Here is a 25,200-nt window from a genome sequence, read left to right on the forward strand (position 1 = left end):
GTGGGAAGGACCGGGGGTCTCTGCAGCCCTCAGGACTCCGGCGCGGTCCGGCAGTAGCAACGCCTCGTAACTATAGGTAAGCCTTGCCTAATTTAGCAAGTCCGCGGACCGGCACCCCCAGCGTCAGGAACGCATCCAGCAGAACCTGGCCGCGGCGCGCCGCGACGGTGCGGGAGGTGCCGGCCAGGGCGGGGAGCTGCGCCGCGCCCGCCACGACGGTGCGGCCGAGCAGGGACCACAGGCGCAGTTGCTCGGCGGGGGCGCACTGCGCCAGCGACGCGTGGACGGCACGCAGCGCCGTGGTGGCACGGTGGGCGGTCCACCGGGCGAGCGCCTCCTCGCACGGCAGCACGACGACCGCGTCGTCGGCGACGGCGGGATCGTCGGGTAGTACACGCAGGGTGTCGTCCGCGACCGCGGCCCAGTCGATGCCGCCGTCGCTGTCCTGGTGGATCCACAGGTTCTCGAGCCCGGGATCCCAGCAGCGCGCCTCGAGCAGATAGGGGGCGAGGACCCGGCCCGCGACGACGTGGACGAGGGCGGCCGCCACCTGGTCGACGGCGATCCGCGGGTCCGCGACGTCCTCGAGCGCGCGGGCGTACAACAGCGCGATCCGCCGGTCCCGGTCGGCGTCGGCGAGCCGCCACCAGCGTCGGCGGGGTTCGTCGTCGATGCGGGCGACGGCGTAGACGCGGGGAGCGTGCGGCATCAGCAGCCTCAGGCGGGCGTCGGTGTCCTCGAACGCGGGGATCTGCACCGCGGTGGATCTCGGTGGCAGCAGGGTTGTCATCCACACCTCCCGATCGGCGGATCGTCACAATTAGGTAAGCCTAACCATGCCATTACGTCGTGGGGGATGCAAGCCTGGAAGATAGGCTTCGGTAACCTAACCTTCGTTCGGCCGAGTACGCGTCCCCGAGGAGCCCACCGCCTGTGACCACCCTCCGCCCCCCGGAGACGCCGCCGCCCGTCGCGGACGCCCCCTCCCTCCCCCGCCGTCTCGCCGCCGAAGCCGGCGACCTGGGTCTGCTCGCCGTGCCCGCCGTCGTCGGTGTGCTGCTCGTACGCGCCCTGTCCGACGCCCACGGCGGCGGACAGACCGACCGTGTCGTCTTCGGTGGAACGGCCCTCGCCGTCACCGTCGGCCTGTGGTGGTACAACCGCGGGCACCGCGAAGGCACCACCGGACGCAGCCTCGGCAAACAGTGGACCGGACTGGTCACCCGCGACCGCGGCCACGGCGGGCCGGTCGGCGCGCGGCGCGCCCTCCTGCGCCGCGGCACCGAGGTCGTCACCGAGCGCGTCGCGGCCGCCGACGGATTCGTCCCCCTCGCCGCCGACACGAGCGTCGGCGCCGTCCGCCGTCGCCGCCTGCTCGGTCTGCTGGCCATCGCCGCGATACTGACGGTGGTGCTGCTCGCCGGGATCGCCGTCGGCGCCCGGCCGATGACCATCGCCGAGGTCGTCCACGCTCTCACCACCGACGACGGCTCCGACACCGACGTCATCGTGCACACCCTGCGGATCCCGCGCACCGTGCTCGGACTCGTGGTGGGCATCGCTCTCGGCGTCGCCGGCGCCCTCATCCAGGGTCACACCCGCAACCCCCTGGCCGACGCGGGCCTGCTCGGACTCAACGCCGGAGCAGCCTTCTTCGTGGTGCTCTCGATCTACCTGCTCGGGATGGCCACCCCCGGGCAGTACCTGTGGTTCGCCTTCGCCGGGTCGCTCACCGCCAGTGTCGTGGTCTTCGGGTTGTCCTCCCTCGGAGGCGGCCGCGCCGGACCGTTGACCCTGGCCCTGGCCGGCGCGGCCGTGGCGTTCTTCCTGCAGGCGATGACGCATGCGGTGGTGCTGCTCGACCAGACCACGCTCGACGGATACCGGTTCTGGATCGTCGGCTCGGTCGCCGGCCGCGACCTCGAGGTGTTGTGGCAGGTGCTGCCGTTCCTCGCGGCCGGACTGCTGCTGGCCGTGGTGAACACACCCGGCCTCAATGTGCTCGGCCTCGGCGAGGACGTCGCCCGGTCCCTGGGCACGAACGTCGTCGCCGCCCGCACCGTCGGCATCGTCGCCATCACCCTTCTCACCGGCGCCGCGACCGCGGCCTGCGGACCGATCGCCTTCGTCGGGCTCGTGGTCCCGCACGTCGCCCGGGCGATCACCGGACCGGACTACCGCTGGCTGCTCCCCTACGCCGGGCTGCTCGGCGGGGTGATGCTCGTCCTGGCGGACGTCGTCGGCCGGATCGTGGTCCGCCCCGGGGAGCTGCAGGTCGGCATCGTCCTCGCCCTGATGGGCGCACCGTTTTTCATCGCCCTCGTGCGCCGGCGCCGGCTGGTGGCCCTGTGACCGCCACCGCGCCGGCACGCACCGGCCCGACCCGGGCGACGGTCCCGTCCCGGCCGGCACTGCGGATCGGCACGCTCTCGCTCGTGTGGCGACCGCGCGCGGTGTTCCTGTGCCTGGCTCTGGTGGCGGCCACGTTCCTGCTGCTGTGCGTCGGGCTCGGCCGCGGCGACTATCCGCTGTCGGTGCCGCAGGTGGTCTCGGTGCTCGCCGGCGGTGGGGAGCAACTCGACCGGTTCATCGTCCTGGAGCTGCGCCTGCCGCGGGGCCTCGCGGCGGTGCTCGTCGGCGCGGCGCTCGCCGTCGCCGGCGCCCTGACCCAGACGGTGTCCCGCAATCCGCTGGCCAGCCCGGACATCCTCGGCGTCACCGCCGGTGCGAGCGCGGCCGCGGTCGCGCTCATCGTCGCCGCCGGTTCCGGGACGCTCGCCGGGATGCTCGGCGCGCTCGGGTTGCCCCTCGCGGCGCTGTGCGGGGCCCTGTGCACCGCCGCGGCGGTGTACGTCCTGGCCTGGCGTGGCGGCGTGGAAGGCTTCCGACTGGTGCTGATCGGGATCGGCGCCAACGCGCTGTTCGTGGCGCTGACGAACTGGATGCTGGTCTCGGCCGACATCAACGACGTGTCCCAGGCGCAGGTGTGGCTCACCGGGTCGCTCAACGGCGCCGGATGGTCGCAGGTCGTGCCGACGGCGGTGGCGCTGGCCGTCCTGACCGGTTGGCTCGCCACCGCCGCCTTCACGATGGGTGCCCTGCGGCTCGGGGACGAGACGGCCCGGTCGCTCGGCGTGCGGTTGCAGACCCAGCGGGCGGTGTTGCTGCTGTCCGCCTGCGCCCTGGTCGGTGTCGCCACCGCGGCGGCCGGGCCGATCGGGTTCGTCGCGCTCGCGGCCCCGCAGATCGCGCTGCGCCTCGTGCGCTCCCCCGGTCCGCCGTTGATCGCCTCCGCCCTGACCGGAGCGGCCCTGGTCACCGGCGCCGACATCCTCGCCCGCACGGTGCTGCCCGTCGCGCTGCCCGTCGGCCTGGTCACCTCCGCCCTCGGCGGTCCGTTCCTGCTGTATCTGCTCGTGCGCTCGAACCGGAAGGTGTCGCTGTGACCAGAATCCCCCGCACCGACGACGTCGCCGCGCCCACCGCCGCGCCCCCATCCGAGGCCGTGGACAGCGCCGCCCCGCCGCCGCGGCTCGTCGCGCGGGACCTCGCGCTCGGCTACGGCGACCGGCTCATCGTCGACGGCCTGGACCTGACCGTGCCCCCCGGGGTGATCACCACCGTGATCGGGCCCAACGGGTGCGGCAAGTCCACCCTGCTGCGGGCGCTGGCCCGGTTGCTGCGCCCGCGTCGCGGCAGCGTGCTGCTCGACGGGCACGCGATCTCCTCGATGCGCACCCGCGACGTCGCGCGGGTGCTGGGGATGTTGCCGCAGGCGCCGGTGGCGCCGGAGGGCCTGACCGTCGCCGACCTCGTCGCCCGGGGGCGGCATCCGCACCAGTCGTGGCTGCGGCAGTGGTCCGCCGACGACGAGGGTGAGGTCGCCGTCGCACTGGACCGGACCGGCATCACCGAGCTCGCCGACCGCCCGGTCGACCAGCTCTCCGGCGGACAGCGTCAGCGGGCATGGATCTCGATGGCGCTGGCGCAGGGCACCGACGTGCTGCTGCTCGACGAGCCGACCACCTATCTCGATCTGGCGCACTCGGTGGAGGTCCTCGACCTCGTCGACCGCCTGCACGCGGAACTCGGCCGCACCGTGGTGATGGTGCTGCACGATCTGAATCTCGCGATCCGCTACAGCGACCACCTGGTGGTGATGAAGGAGGGCCGGATCGTGCGCGCGGGCCCGCCGGCGCAGGTGATCACCGAGGAGCTGCTGCGGGAGGTGTTCGCGCTCGACGCGGCGGTGATCGACGACCCGGTCTCGGACCGGCCGCTGGTCGTGCCGATCGGCACCCGGCACGTGTTCGGCACGGCGGGCGGACCGCGGACGAGAACACGTACTACTTCGGGTAGTACGACACGCTCGTCGGAGACCCGGTAAACTCGTGTCATGGCAGCACTCGGAGAACTCGAACGCGCAGTGATGGACCACCTGTGGTCCTCCACCGAACCGCAGACCGTCCGGCAGGTCCACGAGGCCCTCGCCGCCCGGCGCTCCCTCGCGTACACCACCGTCATGACCGTTCTCCAGCGCCTCGCGAAGAAGAACCTCGTCATCCAGCAGCGCGACGACCGCGCCCACCGGTACGTCCCGGTGCACGGCCGCGAAGAACTCGTCGCCAGCCTCATGGTCGACGCCCTCGACCAGGCCGACGAGTCCGCCGGCCGGGTCGCCGCCCTCGTCCACTTCATCGGGCGTGTCAACCCCGACGAGGCCGCCGCGCTGCGCGAGGCCCTCGCCGCGCTCGAGGCCCAGCAGGACGGGCCCACCCGTCCCACCGTCGCCGACCCGGGTACCGGTCGGGCGAGCTGACTGGCACACTCGGTGCCATGAACGCGACCACCGCGCTGGTCTTCGGCATCCTCGCGCTGCTGCTGGCCGGGCCGGTCCCGGCCCTGCTCAGCCGCGCCACCTGGCCGTACCGCAACCCCCGCCCCGCCCTCGTGCTGTGGCAGGCGGTGGCGCTCGCGGCCGTGCTGTCCGCGTTCAGTTCCGGCCTGGCCATCGCATCGCTGCTGCTCGTCCCCGGTGAGGACGGCCGCCCCACCACCGCCCCACTCCAGGAGATCGACGCGCTCGGCCTGCCCCTGTGGCTGACCTACGTCGTGGTCTTCGCCCTCACCCTGCTCATCGGTGCACGGCTGATGTATTCGATTCTGCGCGTCGGTGTCCGCACCCGCCGCCGCCGGGCCCGGCACCGCATGCTCGTCGATCTGCTCGACCGGCGCGACAGCGGCGCCTCGGTGCGGCAGCTGTCCCACGTGCGCGTCCTCGACACCGCCGAACCCGTCGCCTACTGCCTGCCGGGCCTGCGGCACCGGGTCGTGCTCAGCGAAGGCACCCTCGACCACCTCGCCGACGACGAGATCCGCGCCATCCTCCGCCACGAGCACTCCCACCTGCGGGCCCGGCACGACCTCGTCCTCGAGGCGTTCACCGCCGTCTACGAGGCCTTCCCGCGGTGGGTACGGTCCCGGTCCGCGCTCGGCTCGGTGCAGCTGCTCGTCGAGATGCTCGCCGACGACTCCGCCGTGCGCGTCACCGGCCCCACCCCGCTGGCCCGGGCCCTGGTCGCCTGCGCCGGCGCCCGCACCCCCCAGGGCGCCCTCGCCGTCGGCGGCCCCTCCACCGTGCTGCGCGTCAAGCGCCTCGCCGAACCCGGCCCGGACCTGCGCACCGCCGTGACCGCCTACACCGCGGCCGCCGCCATCCTCGTCGTGCCCACCATCGCGGTCGCCGTGCCGTGGCTGACCGAACTGAGCCGCCTGCTGCGCGCCTGGTGACCCCCCGCCGTCCGCACCGGTAGCACGCCCCCGATTTCGATCCCGTCCGGGTTCGGGGGAAGCTGTACCCATGACCGTCGAACGCACCGAGAATCCCCGCGCCCAGATCGGCGTGACCGGCCTGGCCGTCATGGGGTCGAACATCGCCCGCAACTTCGCCCGCCACGGCCACACCGTCGCGCTGCACAACCGCAGCGTCGCCAAGACCGACGCCCTGCTCGAAGCCCACGGCGACGACGGGGACTTCGTACGCACCGAAACCATCGACGAGTTCGTCGCCGCCCTGCAGAAGCCGCGCCGGGTGCTCGTCATGGTCAAGGCCGGCGACGCCACCGACGCGGTCATCGACGAACTCGCCAACGCGATGGAACCCGGCGACATCATCATCGACGGCGGCAACGCCCTCTACACCGACACCATCCGCCGCGAAGCCGCACTGCGCGCCCGCGGCCTGCACTTCGTCGGCGCCGGCATCTCCGGCGGCGAAGAAGGCGCCCTCAACGGCCCGTCGATCATGCCCGGCGGCCCCGCCGAGTCCTACGAGGCCCTCGGCCCGCTCCTCGAGTCCATCTCCGCCCACGTCGACGGCACCCCGTGCTGCACCCACATCGGCCCCGACGGTTCCGGCCACTTCGTGAAGATGGTGCACAACGGCATCGAGTACGCCGACATGCAGCTCATCGGTGAGGCATACCACCTGCTGCGCGACGCGCTCGGCCACGACGCCCCGCAGATCGCCGACGTGTTCTCCGAATGGAACACCGGCACCCTCGAGTCCTACCTGATCGAGATCACCGCCGACGTCCTGCGCCAGACCGACGCGAGCACCGGCAAACCCCTCGTCGACGTCATCGTCGACGCCGCCGAGCAGAAGGGCACCGGCCGCTGGACCGTCAAGTCCGCCCTCGACCTCGGCGTCCCGGTCACCGGCATCGCCGAGGCCGTGTTCGCCCGCGCCCTGTCCGGCTCCCGCACCCAGCGCGCCGCCGCCCGCGGCCTGGCCTCCGGCACCCTCGGCGACAAGCCTACCGACGCCGCCCAGTTCACCGAGGACATCCGCCGCGCCCTCTACGCGTCGAAGATCGTCGCCTACGCGCAGGGCTTCGACCAGATCGCCGCCGGCAGCGCCGAACACGGCTGGAACGTCGACCGCGCCGCCCTGGCCACCATCTGGCGCGGCGGCTGCATCATCCGCGCCCAGTTCCTCAACCGCATCAAGGAGGCCTACGACGCCGACCCGCAGCTGCCCAGCCTGATCCTCGCCCCCTACTTCCGCGAGGCCATCGAGGCCGGCATCGACAGCTGGCGCCGCGTCGTCGCCACCGCCACCATGCTCGGCATCCCCGTCCCCGCGTTCGCCTCCTCGCTGTCGTACTACGACGGTCTGCGCGCCGACCGCCTGCCCGCCGCCCTCACCCAGGGCCAGCGCGACTTCTTCGGCGCCCACACCTACGAGCGCATCGACGCCGACGGCAAGTTCCACACCCTCTGGAGCGGGGACCGCACCGAGGTCCGCGCCTGACCACGCCCGCACCGGCACCCCGGTAGGGCATAGTTTGTGCCCATGAGCGGCACCGTCACGGCGTCCGTCGTGTGCGCGCTGGCCGCCGCGCTCCTGTTCGCGGCGGCCAGCGTCGCCCAGCAACGCTCCGCCGAAGCCGTCCCCGCCGGCGAGTCCCTCGTCGCCGCCCTGATCCGCAGTCCCCGCTGGTGGGCCGGGGTAGTCGGCGACGGCGGCGGCTACCTGCTGCAGGTCGCCGCCCTCGCCCTCGGGCCGGTCCTGGTGGTCCAGCCACTGCTGGTGTCGTCGCTGCTGTTCGCCCTGCCCCTGTCCGCCGCGTTCTCCGGCTCCCGCATCACCCGTCCCACCTGGCTGACCGCGGCGGCCCTGTGCGCGGCGCTCGTGGTGTTCCTCGTCGTCGGCGACCCCACCGCCGGTGAGATCGACGCCCCCTGGCACGAGTGGGTCCTCCCGCTCGGCGCGGTGTGCACCGCCGTGTCCGCCGCCACCGCGATCGGGCTGCTCGGCCACGACCCCGGCACGCGGGCGATGGCACTCGGCGCGGCCAGCGGCCTGCTCTACGGCGTGGCGGTGGCGTTCACCAAGTACGTCACCGACCTGTTCGAACACGGCCTGCGTCCCGTGGTCGGCGCCTGGCAGACCTGGGCCCTGCTCACCGCCGGCCTGCTCGGCGTCTACCTCCAGCAACGCGCCTTCCAGGCCGGCCCGCTCGCCGCGTCCCTGCCGGCGATCACCATCGGCGAACCCCTCGCCGCCGTCTTCCTCGGCATGACCGTCCTCGACGAACGGCTCCGGGTCGACGGCCCGGGACTCGCCCTGGTCGTCGCCTCGGTCGCGGTGATGCTGATCGCCACGGTGGCGCTCTCGCGCAGCCAGGCCCGGCTCACCGCGCCCGACGCCACCGGCGCGTAGCATTCGCCAGGTGCGCTTCCTCGACGGCCACCAGCCCCCGTACGACCTGACCTACGACGACGTGTTCCTCGTCCCGAACCGGTCCGCCGTCGCGTCCCGGTTCGACGTGGACCTGTCCACCGTCGACGGTTCCGGCACCACCATCCCCATCGTGGTCGCCAACATGACCGCCGTGTCCGGCCGCCGCATGGCCGAGACCGTCGCCCGCCGCGGCGGACTCGTCGTGCTCCCCCAGGACCTGCCGGCCGGCACCGTCGCCGAGACCGTCGCGTTCGTCAAGAGCCGCCACCTCGTCGCCGACACCCCCGTCACCCTCGGTCCCGAGGACTCCGTCTCCGATGCCCTCGCCCTCCTGCCCAAACGCGCCCACGGCGCCGTCGTCGTCGTCGACGACCACCGCCGCCCCGTCGGTGTCGTCACCGAAGGCTCCTGCCGCGAGGTCGACCGGTTCGCGCGGCTGCGCGCGGTCGCCATCCGCGACTTCGCCACCGCCTCCGTCGGCTCGTCGCCGCGGGAAGCGTTCGCACTGCTCGAAGCCAAACACGACCCGCTGGTCGTGCTCACCCACGACGACGGCACCCTCGCCGGGGTCCTGACCCGCACCGGCGCCGTCCGCGCCGGCATCTACACCCCGGCCGTGGACGCCGACGGGGCCCTGCGCATCGGCGCCGCCGTCGGTGTCAACGGCGACGTCGCCGCCAAGGCCGCGGGGCTCGTCGACGCCGGCGTCGACCTGCTCGTCCTCGACACCGCGCACGGCCACCAGGAGAAGATGCTCGACGCCCTGAAACGGATCAAGGCGCTGGACCTGCCCGTCCCCCTCGTCGCCGGCAACGTCGTCTCCGCCGCCGGCACCCGCGAACTGCTCGACGCCGGCGCGGACATCGTCAAGGTCGGCGTCGGCCCCGGCGCCATGTGCACCACCCGCATGATGACCGGTGTCGGACGACCCCAGTTCTCCGCCGTCGCCGAATGCGCCCGCACCGCCCGGGACCTCGGGGCGCACGTCTGGGCCGACGGCGGGGGGCGGCACCCCCGCGACGTCGCACTCGCCGTCGCCGCCGGCGCCGCCAACGTCATGATCGGGTCCTGGTTCGCCGGCACCTACGAATCGCCCGGCGAACTGCGCTACGACGAGACCGGCCACCCCTACAAGGAAAGCTTCGGCATGGCCTCCAAGCGTGCGGTCGCCGCCCGCACCGTCGACGACTCCGCCTTCGACCGCGCCCGCAAAGCCCTGTTCGAGGAAGGGATCTCCACCTCCCGCATCCGCATCGACCCCCAACGGCCCGGCGTCGAGGACCTGATCGACCACATCTGCTCCGGGGTGCGCAGCACCTGCACGTACGCCGGTGCCCGCACCCTCGAGGACCTGCACGCGCACGCCGTGCTCGGGGTCCAGTCGGCCGCCGGATTCGCCGAGGGACGCCCCCTGCCGACCGGATGGTGACCGCACCGCACGAGGCCGGACACGGTCCGTAGAATGATGCCTCACCGTGAACGCCCGCACCTCGGGCCCGACGAGAGGAATCCGGTGCCCGCGGCACCCACCACCATTTCCACACGGCCTCCGGCCGCCATCATTTCGACACGGCCTCCGGCCGCCACGGCCGACGCGGAGTCCGACTCCGCCGGTTCGGAGGGTTCCCCTAGCGAGCCGGGTGACATACCCGGCCGGACCCTCGCGACATCGGAGCGGAGCTTGCCGCCGGCCCGGGAGCGGTGCTGATGTCCGTCCTGCTGTCCGTCCTCAGCCTGCTCGGGTTCATCGCCCTGACCGCCGGCACCGCGGTGTTCGTGGCGGCCGAATTCTCCCTCACCGCCCTCGAACGCAGCACCGTCGACGCGCACGCCCGCGACGGCGACCTGCGCGCACGCCAGGTTCAGCACGCCCACCGCACCCTGTCCTTCCAGCTCTCGGGCGCCCAACTCGGCATCACCATCACCACCCTGATCACCGGCTACCTCGCCGAACCGGTCCTCGCCCGGTTCCTCGACCCGTTGCTGCGCGCCGCCGGACTCGGCGCCGCCCTCGCCTCCGGCATCTCCCTGGCCCTGGCCCTGATCATCGCCACCTCGTTCTCGATGGTCTTCGGCGAACTCGTACCGAAGAACCTCGCCATCGCGCGGCCCCTGGCCACCGCCCGCGCCACCGCCGGCCTGCAGGCCGGGTTCTCGCTCGTGTTCAAATGGGCGATCCGCGGACTCAACGGCGCCGCCAACCGGATCGTGCGGCGCCTGGGTATCGAACCGGCCGAGGAACTGCGCTCGGCGCGCTCCCCGGAGGAACTCGGATCACTGGTGCGCGCCTCGGCGGAACGCGGCGCCCTCGACGAGAGCACGGCGCTGCTCGTGGGACGCTCGCTGCGTTTCGGGGAACGCACCGCCGAAGACCTCATGACCCCCCGCGTCACCATCGAGTCCCTCGACGTCCACGACACCGTCCTCGACCTCATCGACGCCTCGTCGCGCACCGGCTACTCCCGCTTCCCGGTCGTCGACGGCGATCTCGACGCCACCGTCGGCGTCGTCCACGTCAAACACGCGTTCACCGTGCCCGCGCGGCGCCGCGCCCACACCCAGCTGCACACTCTCGCCCGGCAGGTCCCCGTCGTGCCGTCCACCCTCGACGGGGACGCGGTCATGGAACGGGTCCGCTCCGACGGCATGCAGGTCGCGCTCGTCGTCGACGAATACGGCGGCACCGCCGGCATCGTCACCATGGAGGACCTGATCGAGGAGATCGTCGGCGACGTCCGCGACGAACACGACGAACCCGAGCCCGAAGCGCAGCGCGTCGAGCAGGGCTGGTCCTGCTCGGGCCTGCTGCGCATCGACGAGGTCGCCCACCTGACGGGATACCACGCACCGGACGGCGAATACGAGACGCTCGGCGGGCTGCTCCTCACCGAACTCGGGGAGATCCCCGAATCCGGCGACGAGGTGCTGCTGCCGCACCGGCCCGGCGACGCCGACCACCGCTGGCGTGCCCGGGTCCTCGACATGGACGGGCACCGCATCGACCGCGTCCTGCTCGTCCCCACCGAGCCTGCCGGTGAGGACGAGCACGCACCCGGCCGCGAGAACGGAGACCGGTGATGAACGACTGGCTCGCGGTGCTGCTCACCGTGCTGCTCCTCGCCGGCAACGCATTCTTCGTCGGTGCCGAGTTCGCCCTCATCACCGCGCGCCGCGACCGACTCGAAGCCCTCGTCGGGCAGGGCAAGAAACGCGCCCGCACCGTCATCGCCGCCGGGGAGCACCTGTCGCTGATGCTCGCCGGGTCCCAGCTCGGCATCACCATCTGCTCGATCCTGCTCGGCCGCGTCGGCGAACCGGCCATCGCCCACCTGATCGAAACACCCATGCACGCCCTCGGCGTGCCGGACTCCCTGCTGCACCCGATCGGCTTCGCACTCGCCCTCACGATCGTCGTGGTGCTGCACATCCTGCTCGGCGAGATGGTTCCGAAGAACATCGCCATCGCCGGACCGGAACGCTCGGCGATGCTGCTCGTACCGACCCACCTGCTGTTCATGAAGGTGGCCCGGCCACTGATCGCGTTCTACAACCTGTGCGCCAACCTCAGCCTGCGCCTGCTGCGGGTCGAACCGAAGGACGAACTGGACGTCACCGTCACCGAACTCGAACTGTCCGAGATGATCGGCGAATCCCGCTCGGAAGGACTGCTCGACGAGGAGGAACACCGGCGTCTGACCCAGGCCCTCCAGACCAGCGGACGGACCGTCGCGGACGTCACGATCCCCCTGTCCGGGGTCCGCACGGTCCCGCTCGGCCCGGCCGGCACCACACTCGGAGCTGTCGAGCAGGCCGTCACCGAGACCGGCTACTCCCGGTACCCGGCGGAGACCGCACACGGGGAACTGGCCGGCTACCTGCACCTGAAGGACGTCCTCGACCTCGTGCGCGACGAATCGGCAGGGCCGGACACCCTCATCGCGACCGCCGAGATCCGGCCCCTGCCGCCGGTGCCGGTCGACGCCCCCCTCGACGACGCGCTGTCGCTGCTGCGGCGCACCAGCGCCCACCTCGGCGGAGTCGTCGACGAGCACGGAACCGTGATCGGCATCGTCGCGCTCGAAGACCTCGTCGAACAGTTCGTCGGCACCGTGCGCGACACCACCCACCGGATGGCCGACCCCGGCCCGGGACCACGTCCGTGAACCTCCGCCCACCCGACACCCCGACGCGGCACAACAATCATTGCACCGTCGGTGCAGTCGATACCGGGGGGCAGCGGTGACCACCGTCCTCGAACCCGAGCACTGGCTGCCCCGCCGGGAGCGGCACCGCCACCGGCTGACGGCGCTGCTCGCCCCCTACCTCGACCAACGCGCGCACGGCACACCACACCCGGTGATCGACTTCCTGTTCACCTACTACAGCTACACGCCGTCCCAGCTCCTGCGCTGGCACCCCGGCTTCGGAACGACACTCACCGGCCCCGCATCCGCGGAGTACGCCTCCCTCCGGGGCTACCGGACCACCGGCGCCGGGGTCTCGGCCGACCCCGAACACCTCGCCCGCCGGCGCGACACCATCCGCTACGTCACCGACCTGCTCGAGGCCACGACCTCCCGTCCCGCGCACCTCGGCTGCTTCGGCCTGCACGAGTGGGCCATGGTGTACCGGACCGAGCCCGCCGACCTCCGCCACAGCGCCGTACCGCTGCGGCTCGGACACACCGGCACCGACGCCGTCGTCGAATCGTTGCAGCTGCGCTGCACGCACTACGACGCGTACCGGTTCTTCACCCCCGCCGCCGGCCCCCTCAATCTCGAACCCCTCACCCGCGACGACCAGATCCGGCGGGAGCAACCCGGGTGCCTGCACGCCGCCATGGACCTGTACAAGTGGTGCTACAAGCTCACCCCGCTGCTCGACTCGGACCTGACCGCCGACTGCTTCGAACTGGCCTACGCCGCCCGGGAACTCGACATGCGGGCCAGCCCCTACGACCTGAGCGACCACGGCTACCGGCCCATACGGATCGAGACACCCCGCGGCCGGGCAGAGTACGTCCGCGGACAGACGGAACTGGCCGACCGCTCCGCGCCACTGCGCGCGGTGCTGCTCGACCGGTGCCGCCGACTCCTCGACGCCGGCCGGGAGCACACCCACCGCTGAGCGGACACCGCCGCCTGCCCTCTCCCCGGGACGTCCCCGGCGCGCGGCGCGGCCCCCGCGGGGAGGGATATCCCTCCCCGGGTCTAGGCTGAAGTCTGGAGAGGCCACGAGCTGATGCTGTACGTCTCCGTCCTGGGTGAGCAGTCGATCACCGACGACACGACCGGCGCCGTCGTGACGCGGTCCCCTCGCGGCACGACCCTGGTCGCCTTCCTCGCCCTCCACGCCGGAGTTGCACAGCCCCGCCAGCTCATCGCCCCCCTGTTCTGGCCCGACTCGACAACCGCCCAGGCCCTGACCAACCTGCGCCGCGAACTGCACCACCTGCGCCGTGCCCTCGAAGACGACCCGGCCGTCGAGGTGACCTCCCGGGATCTGTGCTGGCGCGACACCGAGACCAGCCGGGTGGACCTACGGACCTTCACCGTCGAGTACCAGGCCGCCCGGGCGGCCGCGACCAGCGGCGACGACGAGGCGGCGCTGCGGCACGCCACCACCGCGCTCGCCGAATACCGCGGCCCCCTGCTGCCCGGCATGTACGACGACTGGATCCTCGAGGCCCGATCGGATCTCGAACGGCACTGCGTCGACCTGTGCGATCTGCTGTGCCGGCTCCGGACGCGCACCGGCGACCTCCCCGGGGCGATCGACGCCGTCCGCCGCCGGATCCACCTCCGACCCCTGGAAGAGAGCGGGTACCGCACCTTGATGACCCTGCAGGCCGAGCACGGCGACCGCGCCGGCGCAGTGAGCACCTATCACCGCTGCGCCGCCGTCCTCGAACGTGAACTCGGGCTGGCACCTGACCCGGCGACGCGCACCCTCGCCGACCGCCTGCTCGCCCCCGCGGACCCCACCGCGACCGCCCGCCCCATCGCCGGACCGGCGGCCGAGCGGCCCGGACTCGCCGCCCCGACACTCGTCGGACGCACACGCGAACTCCGTCGGCTGCACGAGACGTGGCGCACGGCGGCCGCCGGGCACCCCACCCTCGTCCTCGTCACCGGCGGCGCCGGCGTCGGCAAGACCCGCCTGGTCGCCGAGATCGCCGACAGCGCCCGCGCACAACCCGCGGCGGTGGTGGCCGGCACCCAATGCTTCGGAACGTCCGGACGGCTCGCCCTGGCCCCGGTAGCGGACTGGCTCCGTACCCCCGCGGTGCAGCCCGCGCTCACCGCGCTCGACCCGATCTGGCGCGCCGAGGTCGACAGGCTCGTACCGTCCGGCGCGGCCCGCCCGGAACCCGGCGCCGGCGTCCGAGCGATGGTCGACGCCTGGCAGCGCCTCCGGTTCTTCGAAGGCCTGGCGCGGGCGCTGATCGGCGGCGGCCGCCCCGTGTTGCTGACCCTCGACAGCATCCAGTGGTGCGACCCGGAGACGCTGACGTTCCTGACGTTCTGCCTGTCCCTGACACCCGACGCGCCCCTGATGGTGGCCGCGACAGCCCGCACCGACGACACCGACGAGAACCGGGACCTCGAGCAATGGGCAGACCGGATGCGGACCGCCGGTCTGCTCGCCGACCTGCCACTGCAGCCCCTGGGGGCCTGCGGCACCGCCCGCCTGGCCGAAACGCTCGGGGGGCGCCCGCTCGACCCGCAGGACGCCGAACTACTGCACGCGACCACCGGTGGCTTCCCCCTCTACATCATCGAAGCGATGCGCAGCGGACCGGGCGTCGCCCCCGCCGGCCGCCTGGCCGACGTGCTGCACGACCGGATCGGGCAGGTGAGCCCCGCCGCACGGGACGTCGCCGGACTCGCCGCGGCGGTAGGCCGCGACTTCACCCTCGACCTGCTCACCGAGGCCAGCGACCTCGACACCGACGCCGTGGTGCGCGCCGTCGACGAGCTGTGGCAACGCAGAATCCTGCGACAGTTCCGCGACGGCTACGACTTCTCCCACGACCTGCTCCGCGACGCCGCCTACGCCCGGATCAGCCCGCCCAGGCGCTGGCTGCTGCACCGCCGTCTCGCGCAGAGCCTCGAACTGCTGCACGCCGACGACTACGACAGCGTCTCGGCGCAACTCGCCGAGCAGTACGCCCGCGGGGGACGACCGGACCGGGCAGTGACCTACTACCGTCGCGCGGCCGATGTCGCCTCGAGCACCTTCGCCCACACCGAGGCGATCCGACTGCACAAGAAGGCACTCGCCATCGCTCGCACCCAACTCGAGGGGCGCGACGCCGCCGTACAGGAACTCGCCGTCCGCGAAGAGATGGCGGCGCCGCTCAACGCACGATACGGCTACTCCTCCCCCGAACTGCAGCAGACCCTCGAGCGCTCGATCCGGCTGGCCGAGTCCCTCGGCCGCAAGGACTCCCTCCTGGCGGGCCTCGTCGGCCTCTGGTCGTCGCGGTTCGTGCAGGGAAACATCGCCGGCGCCCACGAGGTCGCGACCCGCGCACTGACTCTCGTCGACCCCGGCTCCCCGCTGCGCGGGTCGGCCCACTTCGCATTCGCCGGGTCCGCGGTCGAGCTCGGCCGCCCCGAGGAGGCGCTCCACCACTTCGACCGTGCGGCCGCACTGACCCGGGGCGCTCCCTCGTTGACCGTCGGCACCCGGCCCGACGTGCACGGCAGCGCCTGGGCGGCCCACGCCCACTGGCTGCTCGGCCACAACGACGCCGCCCTGAGCTGCTGCAACGAGGCTGTCCGGCTGGCCCAAACGATCGATCATCCTTACAGCCTGGCCGTCGCCCTGGCCTACAGCGGCATCACCCACCACCTGCGCACAGACCCCGCCGCCCTCGACGCCGCCGTCGCGGAACTGACCGACCTGTGCATCCGGTACGGATTCGCCTACTACAGCGAGTGGGCGCTGATTCTCGGCGGGTGGTCCCGCGGCGGCGAGGCCGGCCTCGTGCAGATGCGGCGCGGCATCGACACGCTCCGCTCGGCCGGTTCGTTCGCCCGGATGCCGTATTGGCTCTCGCTGCTCGCCGACCTGTCGGTGCGGGAAGGGGAACCCGGCGCTGCCCGGGCCGCGCTCGATGCCGCGATAGTCGCCGGACAGGCCCGCGACGACCTGTGGTGGCTGCCCGAGGTGATGCGGATGCGCGCGGCGCACGACGACCACGTCGCCGCGATCGTGCGACTGCGTGCCGCCGCCCGGACCGCGGCCGCCCACGGCAGTGCCGCCCTGCTCCGGCGCTGCGCGCGGGACCTCGCCGAACACGGCGTCGACCTGCCGCTCCCGGGCGTTCCCCCGGCCCGGTGACCGGCGGCGCGCACCCGAACGCTGCGCGAACGCCCTCTTCCTAGGGTCGACGGTACAACGCCCGCACCGGCGAGCGACCGACCCGAGAGGGGCTTTCGTGACCACCATTTCGACCCGGCCGGCCGGCGCGGTGCCGTACGACGACCTGGCCGCGGCACTGCGCGGCGACCTGATCACCCCCGGCGACACCCGTTACGACACGGCGCGTGCCGTCTACAACGGCATGATCGACAAACATCCCGCGGCGATCGCACGCTGCCGGGACGCCGCCGACGTCGTTTCCTGCGTCCGCTTCGGCCGCGCCCACGCGCTCACCCTGGCCGTGCGCGGCGGCGGGCACAACGCCGGCGGTCTCGGCGTGTGGGACGACGCGCTCGTCGTGGACTTGTCCCTGATGCGCAGCACCACAGTCGATCCGGCACACCACACCGTCCGCGTCGACGGCGGATGCACCTGGGGCGACGTCGACCACGCCACGGTCGCCTTCGGCATGGCCACCCCGTCCGGCTTCCTCTCGTCCACGGGCGTGGGCGGGCTGACCCTCGGTGGCGGCATCGGCTACCTCTCCCGGCGCTTCGGGCTGACCGTCGACAACCTTCTGTCCGCCGACGTGGTCCTCGCCGACGGCAGGCTCGTGACGGCCGACGAGAGCTCGCACAGCGACCTGTTCTGGGCGCTGCGCGGCGGCGGCGGGAACTTCGGCGTCGTCACCTCCTTCACCTTCCGCTGCCACGACATCGGGGAGGCCGGCATGATCGTCGGCGGCCCGGTGCTCTACGACCTCGCCGACACCGCCGACGTCATGCGCTGGTACCGGGAGCTGCTGCCGGCGCTCCCGGAGGAACTCAGCGGCTGGATCGCGCTGCTCACCGTCCCACCCGCCGCCCCGTTCCCCGAGGACCTCTGGGGCCGCAGGTGCTGCGGCATCGTCTGGTGCTACACCGGACCACACGCCAAGGCCGACGAGGTGCTCGACCCCATCCGGACCTACGGCTCGCCGCTGCTGGTCGGCCTGCACGACATGCCGTTCACCGTCCTGCAGAGCGCGTTCGACGCCCTCTACCCGCCCGGCCTGCAGTGGTACTGGCGGGCGGACTTCTTCGACGAGATCACCGACGCCGCAATCGACGTGCACTGCAGGTACGGGCCGCAGCTACCGACCGGTCACTCCACCATGCACCTCTATCCCATCGACGGCGCCACCAGCCGCGTCCCCGAGGACGCGACCCCGTTCGCGTACCGGGGCGGCGGATGGGCGGGGGTCATCGTCGGCGTCGACCCCGACCCCGCCAACGCCGGCCTCATCACCCGGTGGGCTCGCGACTACTGGGAACAGCTGCACCCGACCTCCGCCGGCGGCGCCTACGTCAATTTCCTGATGAGCGAGGGCCAGGACCGGGTCGAGTCCGCCTACCGCGGCAACTACGACCGGCTCACCCGGATCAAGCGCCGCTACGACCCGGACAACGTCTTCCACGTCAACCAGAACATCCGGCCCGCCGCGGCCGAACGGTAGCCCGGAACCGTACCCGCCCGGAGAGGAACGGACTATGCCCACGCACAGGCTGGAAGCGGACTATCTGGTGATCGGCTGCGGCGCGGCCGGCATGGCGTTCGCGGACGCATTGATCACCGATTCCGACACCGACGTCGTCATGGTGGACCGGCGTCACGCCCCGGGCGGGCACTGGAACGAGGCCTACCCGTTCGTGCGGCTGCACCAGCCGTCCGCGTACTACGGCGTGAACTCGCTGCCGCTCGGGACGGACGTCATCGACCGCACCGGCCCGAACCGAGGCATGTACGAACAGGCGAGCGCACCGGAGATCTGTGCATACTTCGACCGTGTCATGCGCAGCAATCTGCTGACATCCGGAGCGGTGCGCTACTTCCCCATGAGCGAATACGTCGGTGACCATCGCTTCGTCTCCCGGATCTCCACCGACCGGTACGAGGTGGAGGTCCGCACCGCCCTCGTCGACGCCACCTACCTCGAGCCTGCGATACCCGCCACGTTCACACCACCGTTCGACGTGGCCCCCGGCGTCCGCTGCGTCCCCGTCGACGCCCTTGCGCGCGTGGCCGAACCGCCCGAACGGTACGTGATCATCGGGGCGGGCAAGACCGCGATGGACGCGTGCCTGTGGCTGCTGCAGCTCGGCCTGCCCCCGGACGCGATCCAGTGGGTCAAACCCCGGGAGGCGTGGCTGCGCAACCGACGGTTCGCCCAGGGCGGTGAACTGGTCGACGACTTGATCGAGGGACTGGCCCGGCAGATGGAAGCCGCCGCCCGGGCGAGGACGCCGGCCGAGCTGTTCGCCCGGCTCGAGGCGAGCGAACAGCTGCTGCGCGTCGACGAGCACGTCCTCCCCACCATGTACAAGGGGCCGACCGTCAGCACCGCCGAACTCGAGCAGCTCCGCCGCATCGAGGACGTCGTCCGGCTCGGGCACGTGCGACGCATCGAACACGACACGATCGTGCTCGACCACGGAACGATCCGTACCGGGCCCGGTCACCTCCACGTCCACTGCGCCGCCCCGGGCCTGAACCCGGCACCGGCCGTCCCGATCTTCGAGGAGGGCCGTATCACGTTGCAGCCCGTCCGCACGGGGCTCGTCCCGTTCAATGCCGCCCTCGTCGGATTCGTGGAGGCCACCGGCCGGGACCCGGCCGAGAAGAACCGGCTCTGCCCACCGAACCGGCTACCGGACGTCCCCCTCGACTGGATCCGCGGAACGCTCGTCGAGACGAACGCCGAGTACGCATGGTCGAAGGAACCGGACATGGCGGACTGGCTCGAGCGTTCCCGCCTCAACACGTCCCGGGGACTCCGGCACCGCGCCGACCGGCCCCTCGTCCGGGAAGCGACGAGACGATTCGCCACGCACGTCCGGCCCGCCCTCGCCAACCTCACCGGACTGCTCGACGACGCCCGGCAGGCGGCGTGACTGCGCGGCCGCCCGGCCCGCCCGGCCCGCCCGGGCGGGCCGGGGTCGCGGACCACCCCGTATGATCTGAGCGATTGCGGCTACTCGCCGATCACGATCGAGACCGCTTCCGGGCGCGCACAGTACGCCCGCGAGCGGTCGGCGCTCACCATCGCGCCGCGGCCCTGGAGAGGAGCTGCTGAATCGATGTACCGCCCCGGCGGCGGGTCGAACCGGCCTGCCCGAAACTACCGGCGGGTAACGTGAGTGCTGTTCGTCGTGCTGCCCGTCGGCGCCGCCGACGCGAGCGCACAGGTCCCGGAAAGAGTGAGGCAGGTAATGACTGAACGCGTGCAAGTCGGTGGACTCCAGGTCGCCAAGGTGCTCTACGACTTCGTCGTCGACGAGGCGATCCCCGGCACCGGGGTGGACGCGGCCGAGTTCTGGGCCGGCGCGGACAAGGTGATCCACGATCTCGCCCCCCGCAACCGCGCCCTGCTCGCCACGAGGGACGAGCTGCAGGCACAGATCGACACCTGGCACCGCGACCGCAAGGGCCAGGCGCACGACGCCGCGGCCTACAAGGCGTTCCTCCAGGACATCGGCTACCTCGTCCCCGAGCCCGCCGACTTCCAGGTCACCACCGCAGGCGTCGACGCCGAGATCGCCACCACCGCCGGACCGCAGCTGGTGGTGCCGGTTCTCAACGCCCGCTTCGCCCTCAACGCCTCCAACGCCCGCTGGGGCTCGCTCTACGACGCCCTCTACGGCACCGACGCCATCTCCGAAGAAGGCGGCGCCGAGAAGGGCACCGGCTACAACAAGGTGCGCGGCGACAAGGTCATCGCCTGGGCCCGCGACTTCCTCGACACCGCCGCCGCCCTCGCCACCGGCTCGCACACCGACTCCACCCGGTACTTCGTCGACGGCGCCGAGCTGAAGATCGAACTCGGCGACGGCACGACCACCACCCTGGCCCAGCCGGAGAAGTTCGCCGGCTACCTCGGCGACAAGACCGCCCCTACCGCGGTGCTGCTGCGCAACCACGGCCTGCACGTCGAAATCCAGATCGACCCGGATTCCCCGATCGGCAGCACCGACGCCGCCGGGGTGAAGGACGTCGTCCTCGAATCCGCGGTCACCACCATCATGGACTTCGAAGACTCGGTCGCCGCCGTCGACGCCGAGGACAAGGTCATCGGCTACCGCAACTGGCTCGGCCTCAACCGCGGCGACCTCGCCGAGGAGATCTCCAAGGGCGGCAAGTCCTTCACCCGCTCCCTCGACGCCGACCGCGTCTACACCGCCCCCGACGGCTCCGACCTCACCCTGCACGGCCGATCGCTGCTGTTCGTCCGCAACGTCGGTCACCTCATGACCAACCCCGCCGTGCTCGACTCCGAGGGCAACGAGGTCCCCGAGGGCATCCTCGACGCGCTGATCACCAGCCTCGCCGCCGTGCACGGCCTGTCCGTCGGCAACGCGACCGGGCCGCTGATCAACTCCCGCACCGGCTCGATCTACATCGTCAAGCCCAAACAGCACGGCCCCGAAGAAGTCGCCTTCACCACCGAACTGTTCGGCCGGGTCGAAGAGGTCCTGGGCCTGCCGGCCAACACCCTCAAGGTCGGCATCATGGACGAGGAACGCCGCACCACCGTCAACCTGAAGGCCTGCATCAAGGAAGCCAGCGAACGCGTGGTGTTCATCAACACCGGCTTCCTCGACCGCACCGGCGACGAGATCCACACCTCCATGGAGGCCGGCGCCATGGTCCGCAAGGCCGAGATGAAGAAGCAGAAGTGGATCTCGGCCTACGAGGACTGGAACGTCGACACCGGCCTCGCGTGCGGGCTGCAGGGCAAGGCCCAGATCGGCAAGGGCATGTGGGCGATGACCGACCTCATGGCCGACATGCTCGAACAGAAGATCGGCCAGCCCCGCGCCGGCGCCAACACCGCCTGGGTGCCCTCGCCCACCGGCGCCACCCTGCACGCCACCCACTACCACCAGGTCGACGTGTTCGCCGTGCAGGACGAGCTGAAGGGCACGCGCCGCGCCACCGTCGACGACATCCTCACCATCCCGCTCGCCCCGTCCACCGACTGGAGCGACGAGGAAAAGCGTGAGGAGCTCGACAACAACTGCCAGTCCATCCTCGGCTACGTCGTGCGGTGGATCTCCCAGGGCGTCGGCTGCTCGAAGGTGCCCGACATCCACGACATCGCCCTCATGGAGGACCGCGCCACCCTGCGCATCTCCAGCCAGCTGCTCGCCAACTGGATCCACCACGGCATCGTCACCGCCGACGACGTCGTCGGCGCCCTGCAGCGCATGGCACCGGTCGTCGACCGGCAGAACGCCGGCGACCCGACCTACCTGCCGATGGCCCCGGACTTCGACTCCAGCATCGCCTTCCAGGCCGCCAAGGAACTGATCCTCGAAGGCACCACCCAGCCCAGCGGCTACACCGAGCCGATCCTGCACCGGCGCCGCCTCGAATTCAAGGCCGCCCACGGCCGCCGAGCCTGACCCCCAGCCACGGCCCCCGATCCACGGTGGATCGGGGGCCGTGGCGTCTCACAGCCGATCACTAGACTCCGGGAACGACGGCGGGCAGACACGACGACAGGCAGGAAACACGTGGGTCGACATCGCGGAACGGGCGGCGCCAGAGGTGTGAGCAAGGGCCCGATCGTTGCCGTCGCCGTGGCACTCGTCCTCGTCCTCGCCGTCGTCGGCTGGTTCCGCCTGCGCGAACGCATCGACGAGCAGGCGACCGAAGCCGCACAGACCTGCGTCGAAGGTGACGCGCTTCTCGACGTCGCCGCGGATCCCGCCGTCGCCCCCACACTGACCGCCCTCGCCGCCCGCTGGGTCACCGACACCCGCCCGGTCGTCCGCGACCACTGCATCGACGTGCGCGTCACCGCCGTCGCCACCACCCCGGCCACCACCGCCCTCACCGCCGCCGCAGACGCCTCAGCCGCCGACCCCCGCTGGGACCCCGCCCTCGGGCCCCCACCCGCCCTCTGGGTCCCCTTCAGCAGCGACGCCACCGCGCGCGCGGCACAGGCCCTCGACGGACGGTCCCGCTCCCTCGCCACCTCCCCGATCGTGCTGGCCGTCCCCACCGCACTCGGGCGTGCCCTCGACGCCGCAAACACCGCATGGCGTCAGCTGCCCTCCCTCCAGTCCGACGGCAGCATCCTCGCCGGTCTGGGCCTCGACGGCTGGACCGGCCTCCGTCTCGCCCTGCCCACCGGCCCCGACGCCGACGCCACCACACCCGCCCTCGAGGCCGTCGCCGCCGCAGTCACCGACGCCGGACCCGGCCCCCTGACCGCCGAACAAGCCGCCTCCCCGGCAACCACCTCCGCGGTCGGGACCCTCGCGCTCGGCGCCGACGCCCTCGGAGCCGGCGCCGGACCGACCACCGCCGCAGCCCTGGACACCCTCGCCGACGCGCCCGGCGCCGACGGCACGGTGCACGCCGTACCGATCACCGAGCAACAGCTGCACACAGCAGTCACGTCCGGCGGCGCCGCCGGCCTCGCCGAATTCGTCCCCACCGGTCCCACTCCCACCGCCGACTTCCCCGCCGCCGTGGTCGACGCCCCGTGGGTCGACGAGACGCTCTCGCGCGCCGCCGCCGAACTGACCGGCTATCTCCGCGAACCCGCCGCCGCCCGCGCCCTGGCCGACGCCGGTTTCCGGGTCGACGGTCAGCCCGCACCCCGTAGCGACGCGGTGCCCTTCCCCCGCATCGAACAGACCCTGAACCGCGCCGACCCGGCCGTGGCCGACATCCTCCTGGACCACCGGCGCGCACCGGTGGCACCCCGCACCACCACGATCCTTCTCGACACCTCCACGTCCATGGGAACCGTCGAAGGCGACGACACCCGTCTCGCCCACCTCGCCGCCGCCCTGGACCAGCACGTGGACCGGTCACCGGACGCCTCGAACCTCGCCCTGTGGGTCTTCGCCGACGACCTCGACGGCACCACCCCGTACCGCACCACGGTGGCACGCGGCGCACTCACCGCGGACCACCGCACCGCTCTGACCACCGCCCTGAGCGGCACCCGTACCACCGACGGTTCCGCCGTCTACCGGTCCCTGGCCGCCGCCTACGTCGACGCCGTCCGAAACTTCACGCCTGGGCAGCCCAACTCCGTCCTCCTGATCACCGACAGTGCCAACGACGACGACACCACCCGCCAGCGCATCCTCGACCTCGTCACCGCCGCCGGCGACCCCGACCGGCCCGTCCGGATCGACGTCGTGACCCTCGGCGACGACACCGACCGCAACACCCTGCAGACCCTCGCCGACCGCACCGGCGGCGCGCTCGTCTCCGTCACCACGACCGACGGGCCCGAACTCGCCCCCGCCCTCCGAAAGCTGATGTCCTGACACCGTGATCCGGCTACTCGTCGCGGGGACGTTCCTCGCCCTCGTCACCTTCTGGCTCCACCGCCGCCTCGTCCGTGCCCCCGGTCTGCGCGGGCGCGCGGCGATCGCCGCGAACACCGCGCTCGGCGTCCTCCTCGTCGTCGCGCTGATCGGTGCGCAGAGCGGCACCTCACTCGACCCGCGCTGGGCCCGCCCGTTCGGATTCCTCGGCTGGACCTGGCTCGCAGTAGTGCTGTACCTGGTCCTCGGCACGCTCCTGATCGGGATCGTGTCCCTCGCAGCGCGAGCGGTACGCCGCTTCCGTCGAGACGCCGCCCATCCGCCGGATTCTTCCCGGCGGCGCGCTCTGCAGGTCGCGACGGGCGCGCTGACCGTCGCAGCGGTCGCCGCCGTCGGCTACGGCACGGTCGAGGCCGCTCGGCCCCGGCTCGTGCACACCCGGATCCCGCTGCGCCGGCTCCCGGCCGGATTCGACGGGCTGCGCGTCGCCCTCGTCACCGACCTGCACGTCGGCCCGTCCCGCGGCCGCGAGTTCACCCGCCGCGCAGTGGACCTCGTGAACGCACAGCGGCCGGACCTGATCGTGCTCGGCGGAGACCTCACCGACGGCACCATCGCCCTCGTCGGACCCGACCTGGCGCCTCTCGCGGACCTGCGTGCCCCGCTCGGGGTCTACGGCGTCAGCGGAAATCACGAGTACTACGCCGACGACGCGATGTCCTGGCTGGATTTCTGGGAAACCCTCGGTGTACGCACCCTCCGCAACGAGCGAGTGACCCTCGAGCGCGGCGGCGACGCGATCGATCTCGCCGGCATCCACGACTATTCGGCGCCGGCCCCGAACGACGCGGACCTGACCGCGGCACTGCAGGACCGCGATCCCGAACGCTTCGTTCTCCTGGCCGCCCACCAGCCTCGCCACGTGTTCGAGGCGCGCGAGCACGGCATCGATCTGCAGTTGTCCGGGCACACGCACGGCGGACAGATGTGGCCGCTCGGATACGTCGTGCCCCTGCAGCAGCCGACGGTGACGGGTCTCGACCGGTTCGGAGACACGCTCGTCTACACCTCCCGCGGTACCGGTGCCTGGGGGCCGCCGGTCCGCATCGCCACCCCTCCGGAAGTGGCGATTCTCGAACTGACCGTAGGGACCGTCTGACCGTCCTCGAGTTTGGGGTCGGGTGTTGGAGGGTTGCCGTTCCGAGATGTTCGGTTATTTAATATGTTCCGTATGGCTCGGAATATTTTGGTCTGATT

18 protein-coding genes are annotated in these 25,200 nt (G+C 72.1%); 17 read left to right on the plus strand and 1 reads right to left on the minus strand.

Translation table 11 applies throughout. The annotated features are described in order from the left end of the window. Positions 1 to 70 precede the first annotated feature (70 nt). Positions 71 to 790 (minus strand): hypothetical protein, encoded by a 720-nt coding sequence (locus tag OEY_RS0125155; RefSeq protein WP_010596505.1) that lies wholly within the window; start codon positions 788 to 790, stop codon positions 71 to 73. A 143-nt stretch (positions 791 to 933) separates the two neighbouring features. Here OEY_RS0125155 and OEY_RS0125160 point away from each other — a divergent pair, with 143 nt between their 5' ends. From OEY_RS0125160 to OEY_RS0125240, 17 genes are all read left to right on the plus strand, one after another. Beyond that, positions 934 to 2,352 carry a FecCD family ABC transporter permease gene (locus OEY_RS0125160; protein WP_010596506.1) on the plus strand — a complete coding sequence of 473 codons (1,419 nt, stop codon included), beginning with the start codon at positions 934 to 936 and terminating at the stop codon, positions 2,350 to 2,352. Further along, the gene (locus OEY_RS0125165) at positions 2,349 to 3,446 is read left to right on the plus strand and encodes a FecCD family ABC transporter permease (protein WP_010596507.1); all 1,098 of its coding nucleotides are present in this window, start codon (positions 2,349 to 2,351) and stop codon (positions 3,444 to 3,446) included. Before OEY_RS0125160 ends, OEY_RS0125165 begins: the two co-directional genes overlap by 4 nt. Before the next feature lie 59 nt (positions 3,447 to 3,505). Beyond that, positions 3,506 to 4,387, plus strand: coding sequence for an ABC transporter ATP-binding protein (locus OEY_RS0125170; RefSeq protein ID WP_048773831.1), 882 nt, complete (start codon positions 3,506 to 3,508; stop codon positions 4,385 to 4,387). 9 nt (positions 4,388 to 4,396) lie between these two features. Beyond that, positions 4,397 to 4,819 (plus strand): BlaI/MecI/CopY family transcriptional regulator, encoded by a 423-nt coding sequence (locus tag OEY_RS0125175; RefSeq protein ID WP_010596509.1) that lies wholly within the window; start codon positions 4,397 to 4,399, stop codon positions 4,817 to 4,819. Between the two features lie 17 nt (positions 4,820 to 4,836). Next, a complete protein-coding gene (locus OEY_RS0125180; protein ID WP_010596510.1) occupies positions 4,837 to 5,790 on the plus strand; it encodes a M56 family metallopeptidase in 954 nt (317 codons plus the stop codon). 70 nt (positions 5,791 to 5,860) lie between these two features. Then, the gene (gene gndA, locus OEY_RS0125185) at positions 5,861 to 7,312 is read left to right on the plus strand and encodes an NADP-dependent phosphogluconate dehydrogenase (protein WP_010596511.1); all 1,452 of its coding nucleotides are present in this window, start codon (positions 5,861 to 5,863) and stop codon (positions 7,310 to 7,312) included. A gap of 42 nt (positions 7,313 to 7,354) precedes the next feature. Then, entirely contained in the window at positions 7,355 to 8,224 is an 870-nt protein-coding gene (locus OEY_RS0125190; protein ID WP_010596512.1) for a DMT family transporter, read from the plus strand. A gap of 10 nt (positions 8,225 to 8,234) precedes the next feature. After that, positions 8,235 to 9,674, plus strand: coding sequence for a GuaB1 family IMP dehydrogenase-related protein (locus OEY_RS0125195; RefSeq protein ID WP_010596513.1), 1,440 nt, complete (start codon positions 8,235 to 8,237; stop codon positions 9,672 to 9,674). Between the two features lie 278 nt (positions 9,675 to 9,952). Then, the gene (locus OEY_RS0125200; protein ID WP_040269845.1) at positions 9,953 to 11,323 is read left to right on the plus strand and encodes a hemolysin family protein; all 1,371 of its coding nucleotides are present in this window, start codon (positions 9,953 to 9,955) and stop codon (positions 11,321 to 11,323) included. Next, positions 11,323 to 12,408, plus strand: a complete 1,086-nt coding sequence (locus OEY_RS0125205) for a hemolysin family protein (protein ID WP_010596515.1) — start codon at positions 11,323 to 11,325, stop codon at positions 12,406 to 12,408. The genes OEY_RS0125200 and OEY_RS0125205 overlap by 1 nt, the downstream gene beginning before the upstream one ends. Before the next feature lie 76 nt (positions 12,409 to 12,484). Beyond that, a complete protein-coding gene (locus OEY_RS0125210; protein ID WP_010596516.1) occupies positions 12,485 to 13,372 on the plus strand; it encodes a hypothetical protein in 888 nt (295 codons plus the stop codon). A 114-nt stretch (positions 13,373 to 13,486) separates the two neighbouring features. Next, complete coding sequence (locus OEY_RS29135) at positions 13,487 to 16,594, plus strand: ATP-binding protein (protein ID WP_010596517.1); 3,108 nt, start codon at positions 13,487 to 13,489, stop codon at positions 16,592 to 16,594. Between the two features lie 97 nt (positions 16,595 to 16,691). After that, the gene (locus OEY_RS0125220; RefSeq protein ID WP_010596518.1) at positions 16,692 to 18,110 is read left to right on the plus strand and encodes an FAD-binding oxidoreductase; all 1,419 of its coding nucleotides are present in this window, start codon (positions 16,692 to 16,694) and stop codon (positions 18,108 to 18,110) included. A gap of 34 nt (positions 18,111 to 18,144) precedes the next feature. Then, the gene (locus tag OEY_RS0125225; protein WP_010596519.1) at positions 18,145 to 19,545 is read left to right on the plus strand and encodes a hypothetical protein; all 1,401 of its coding nucleotides are present in this window, start codon (positions 18,145 to 18,147) and stop codon (positions 19,543 to 19,545) included. Positions 19,546 to 19,863: 318 nt separating this feature from the next. Beyond that, positions 19,864 to 22,056, plus strand: coding sequence for a malate synthase G (locus OEY_RS0125230; protein ID WP_010596520.1), 2,193 nt, complete (start codon positions 19,864 to 19,866; stop codon positions 22,054 to 22,056). A 147-nt stretch (positions 22,057 to 22,203) separates the two neighbouring features. Further along, complete coding sequence (locus OEY_RS0125235) at positions 22,204 to 23,943, plus strand: VWA domain-containing protein (protein ID WP_010596521.1); 1,740 nt, start codon at positions 22,204 to 22,206, stop codon at positions 23,941 to 23,943. A 4-nt stretch (positions 23,944 to 23,947) separates the two neighbouring features. Then, positions 23,948 to 25,102: a metallophosphoesterase gene (locus OEY_RS0125240; protein WP_010596522.1), complete on the plus strand. Its 1,155-nt coding sequence runs from the start codon at positions 23,948 to 23,950 to the stop codon at positions 25,100 to 25,102. Positions 25,103 to 25,200: the final 98 nt, after the last annotated feature.

Source organism: Rhodococcus sp. P14 (assembly GCF_000256505.1).
Classification (GTDB): domain Bacteria; phylum Actinomycetota; class Actinomycetes; order Mycobacteriales; family Mycobacteriaceae; genus Rhodococcus; species Rhodococcus ruber.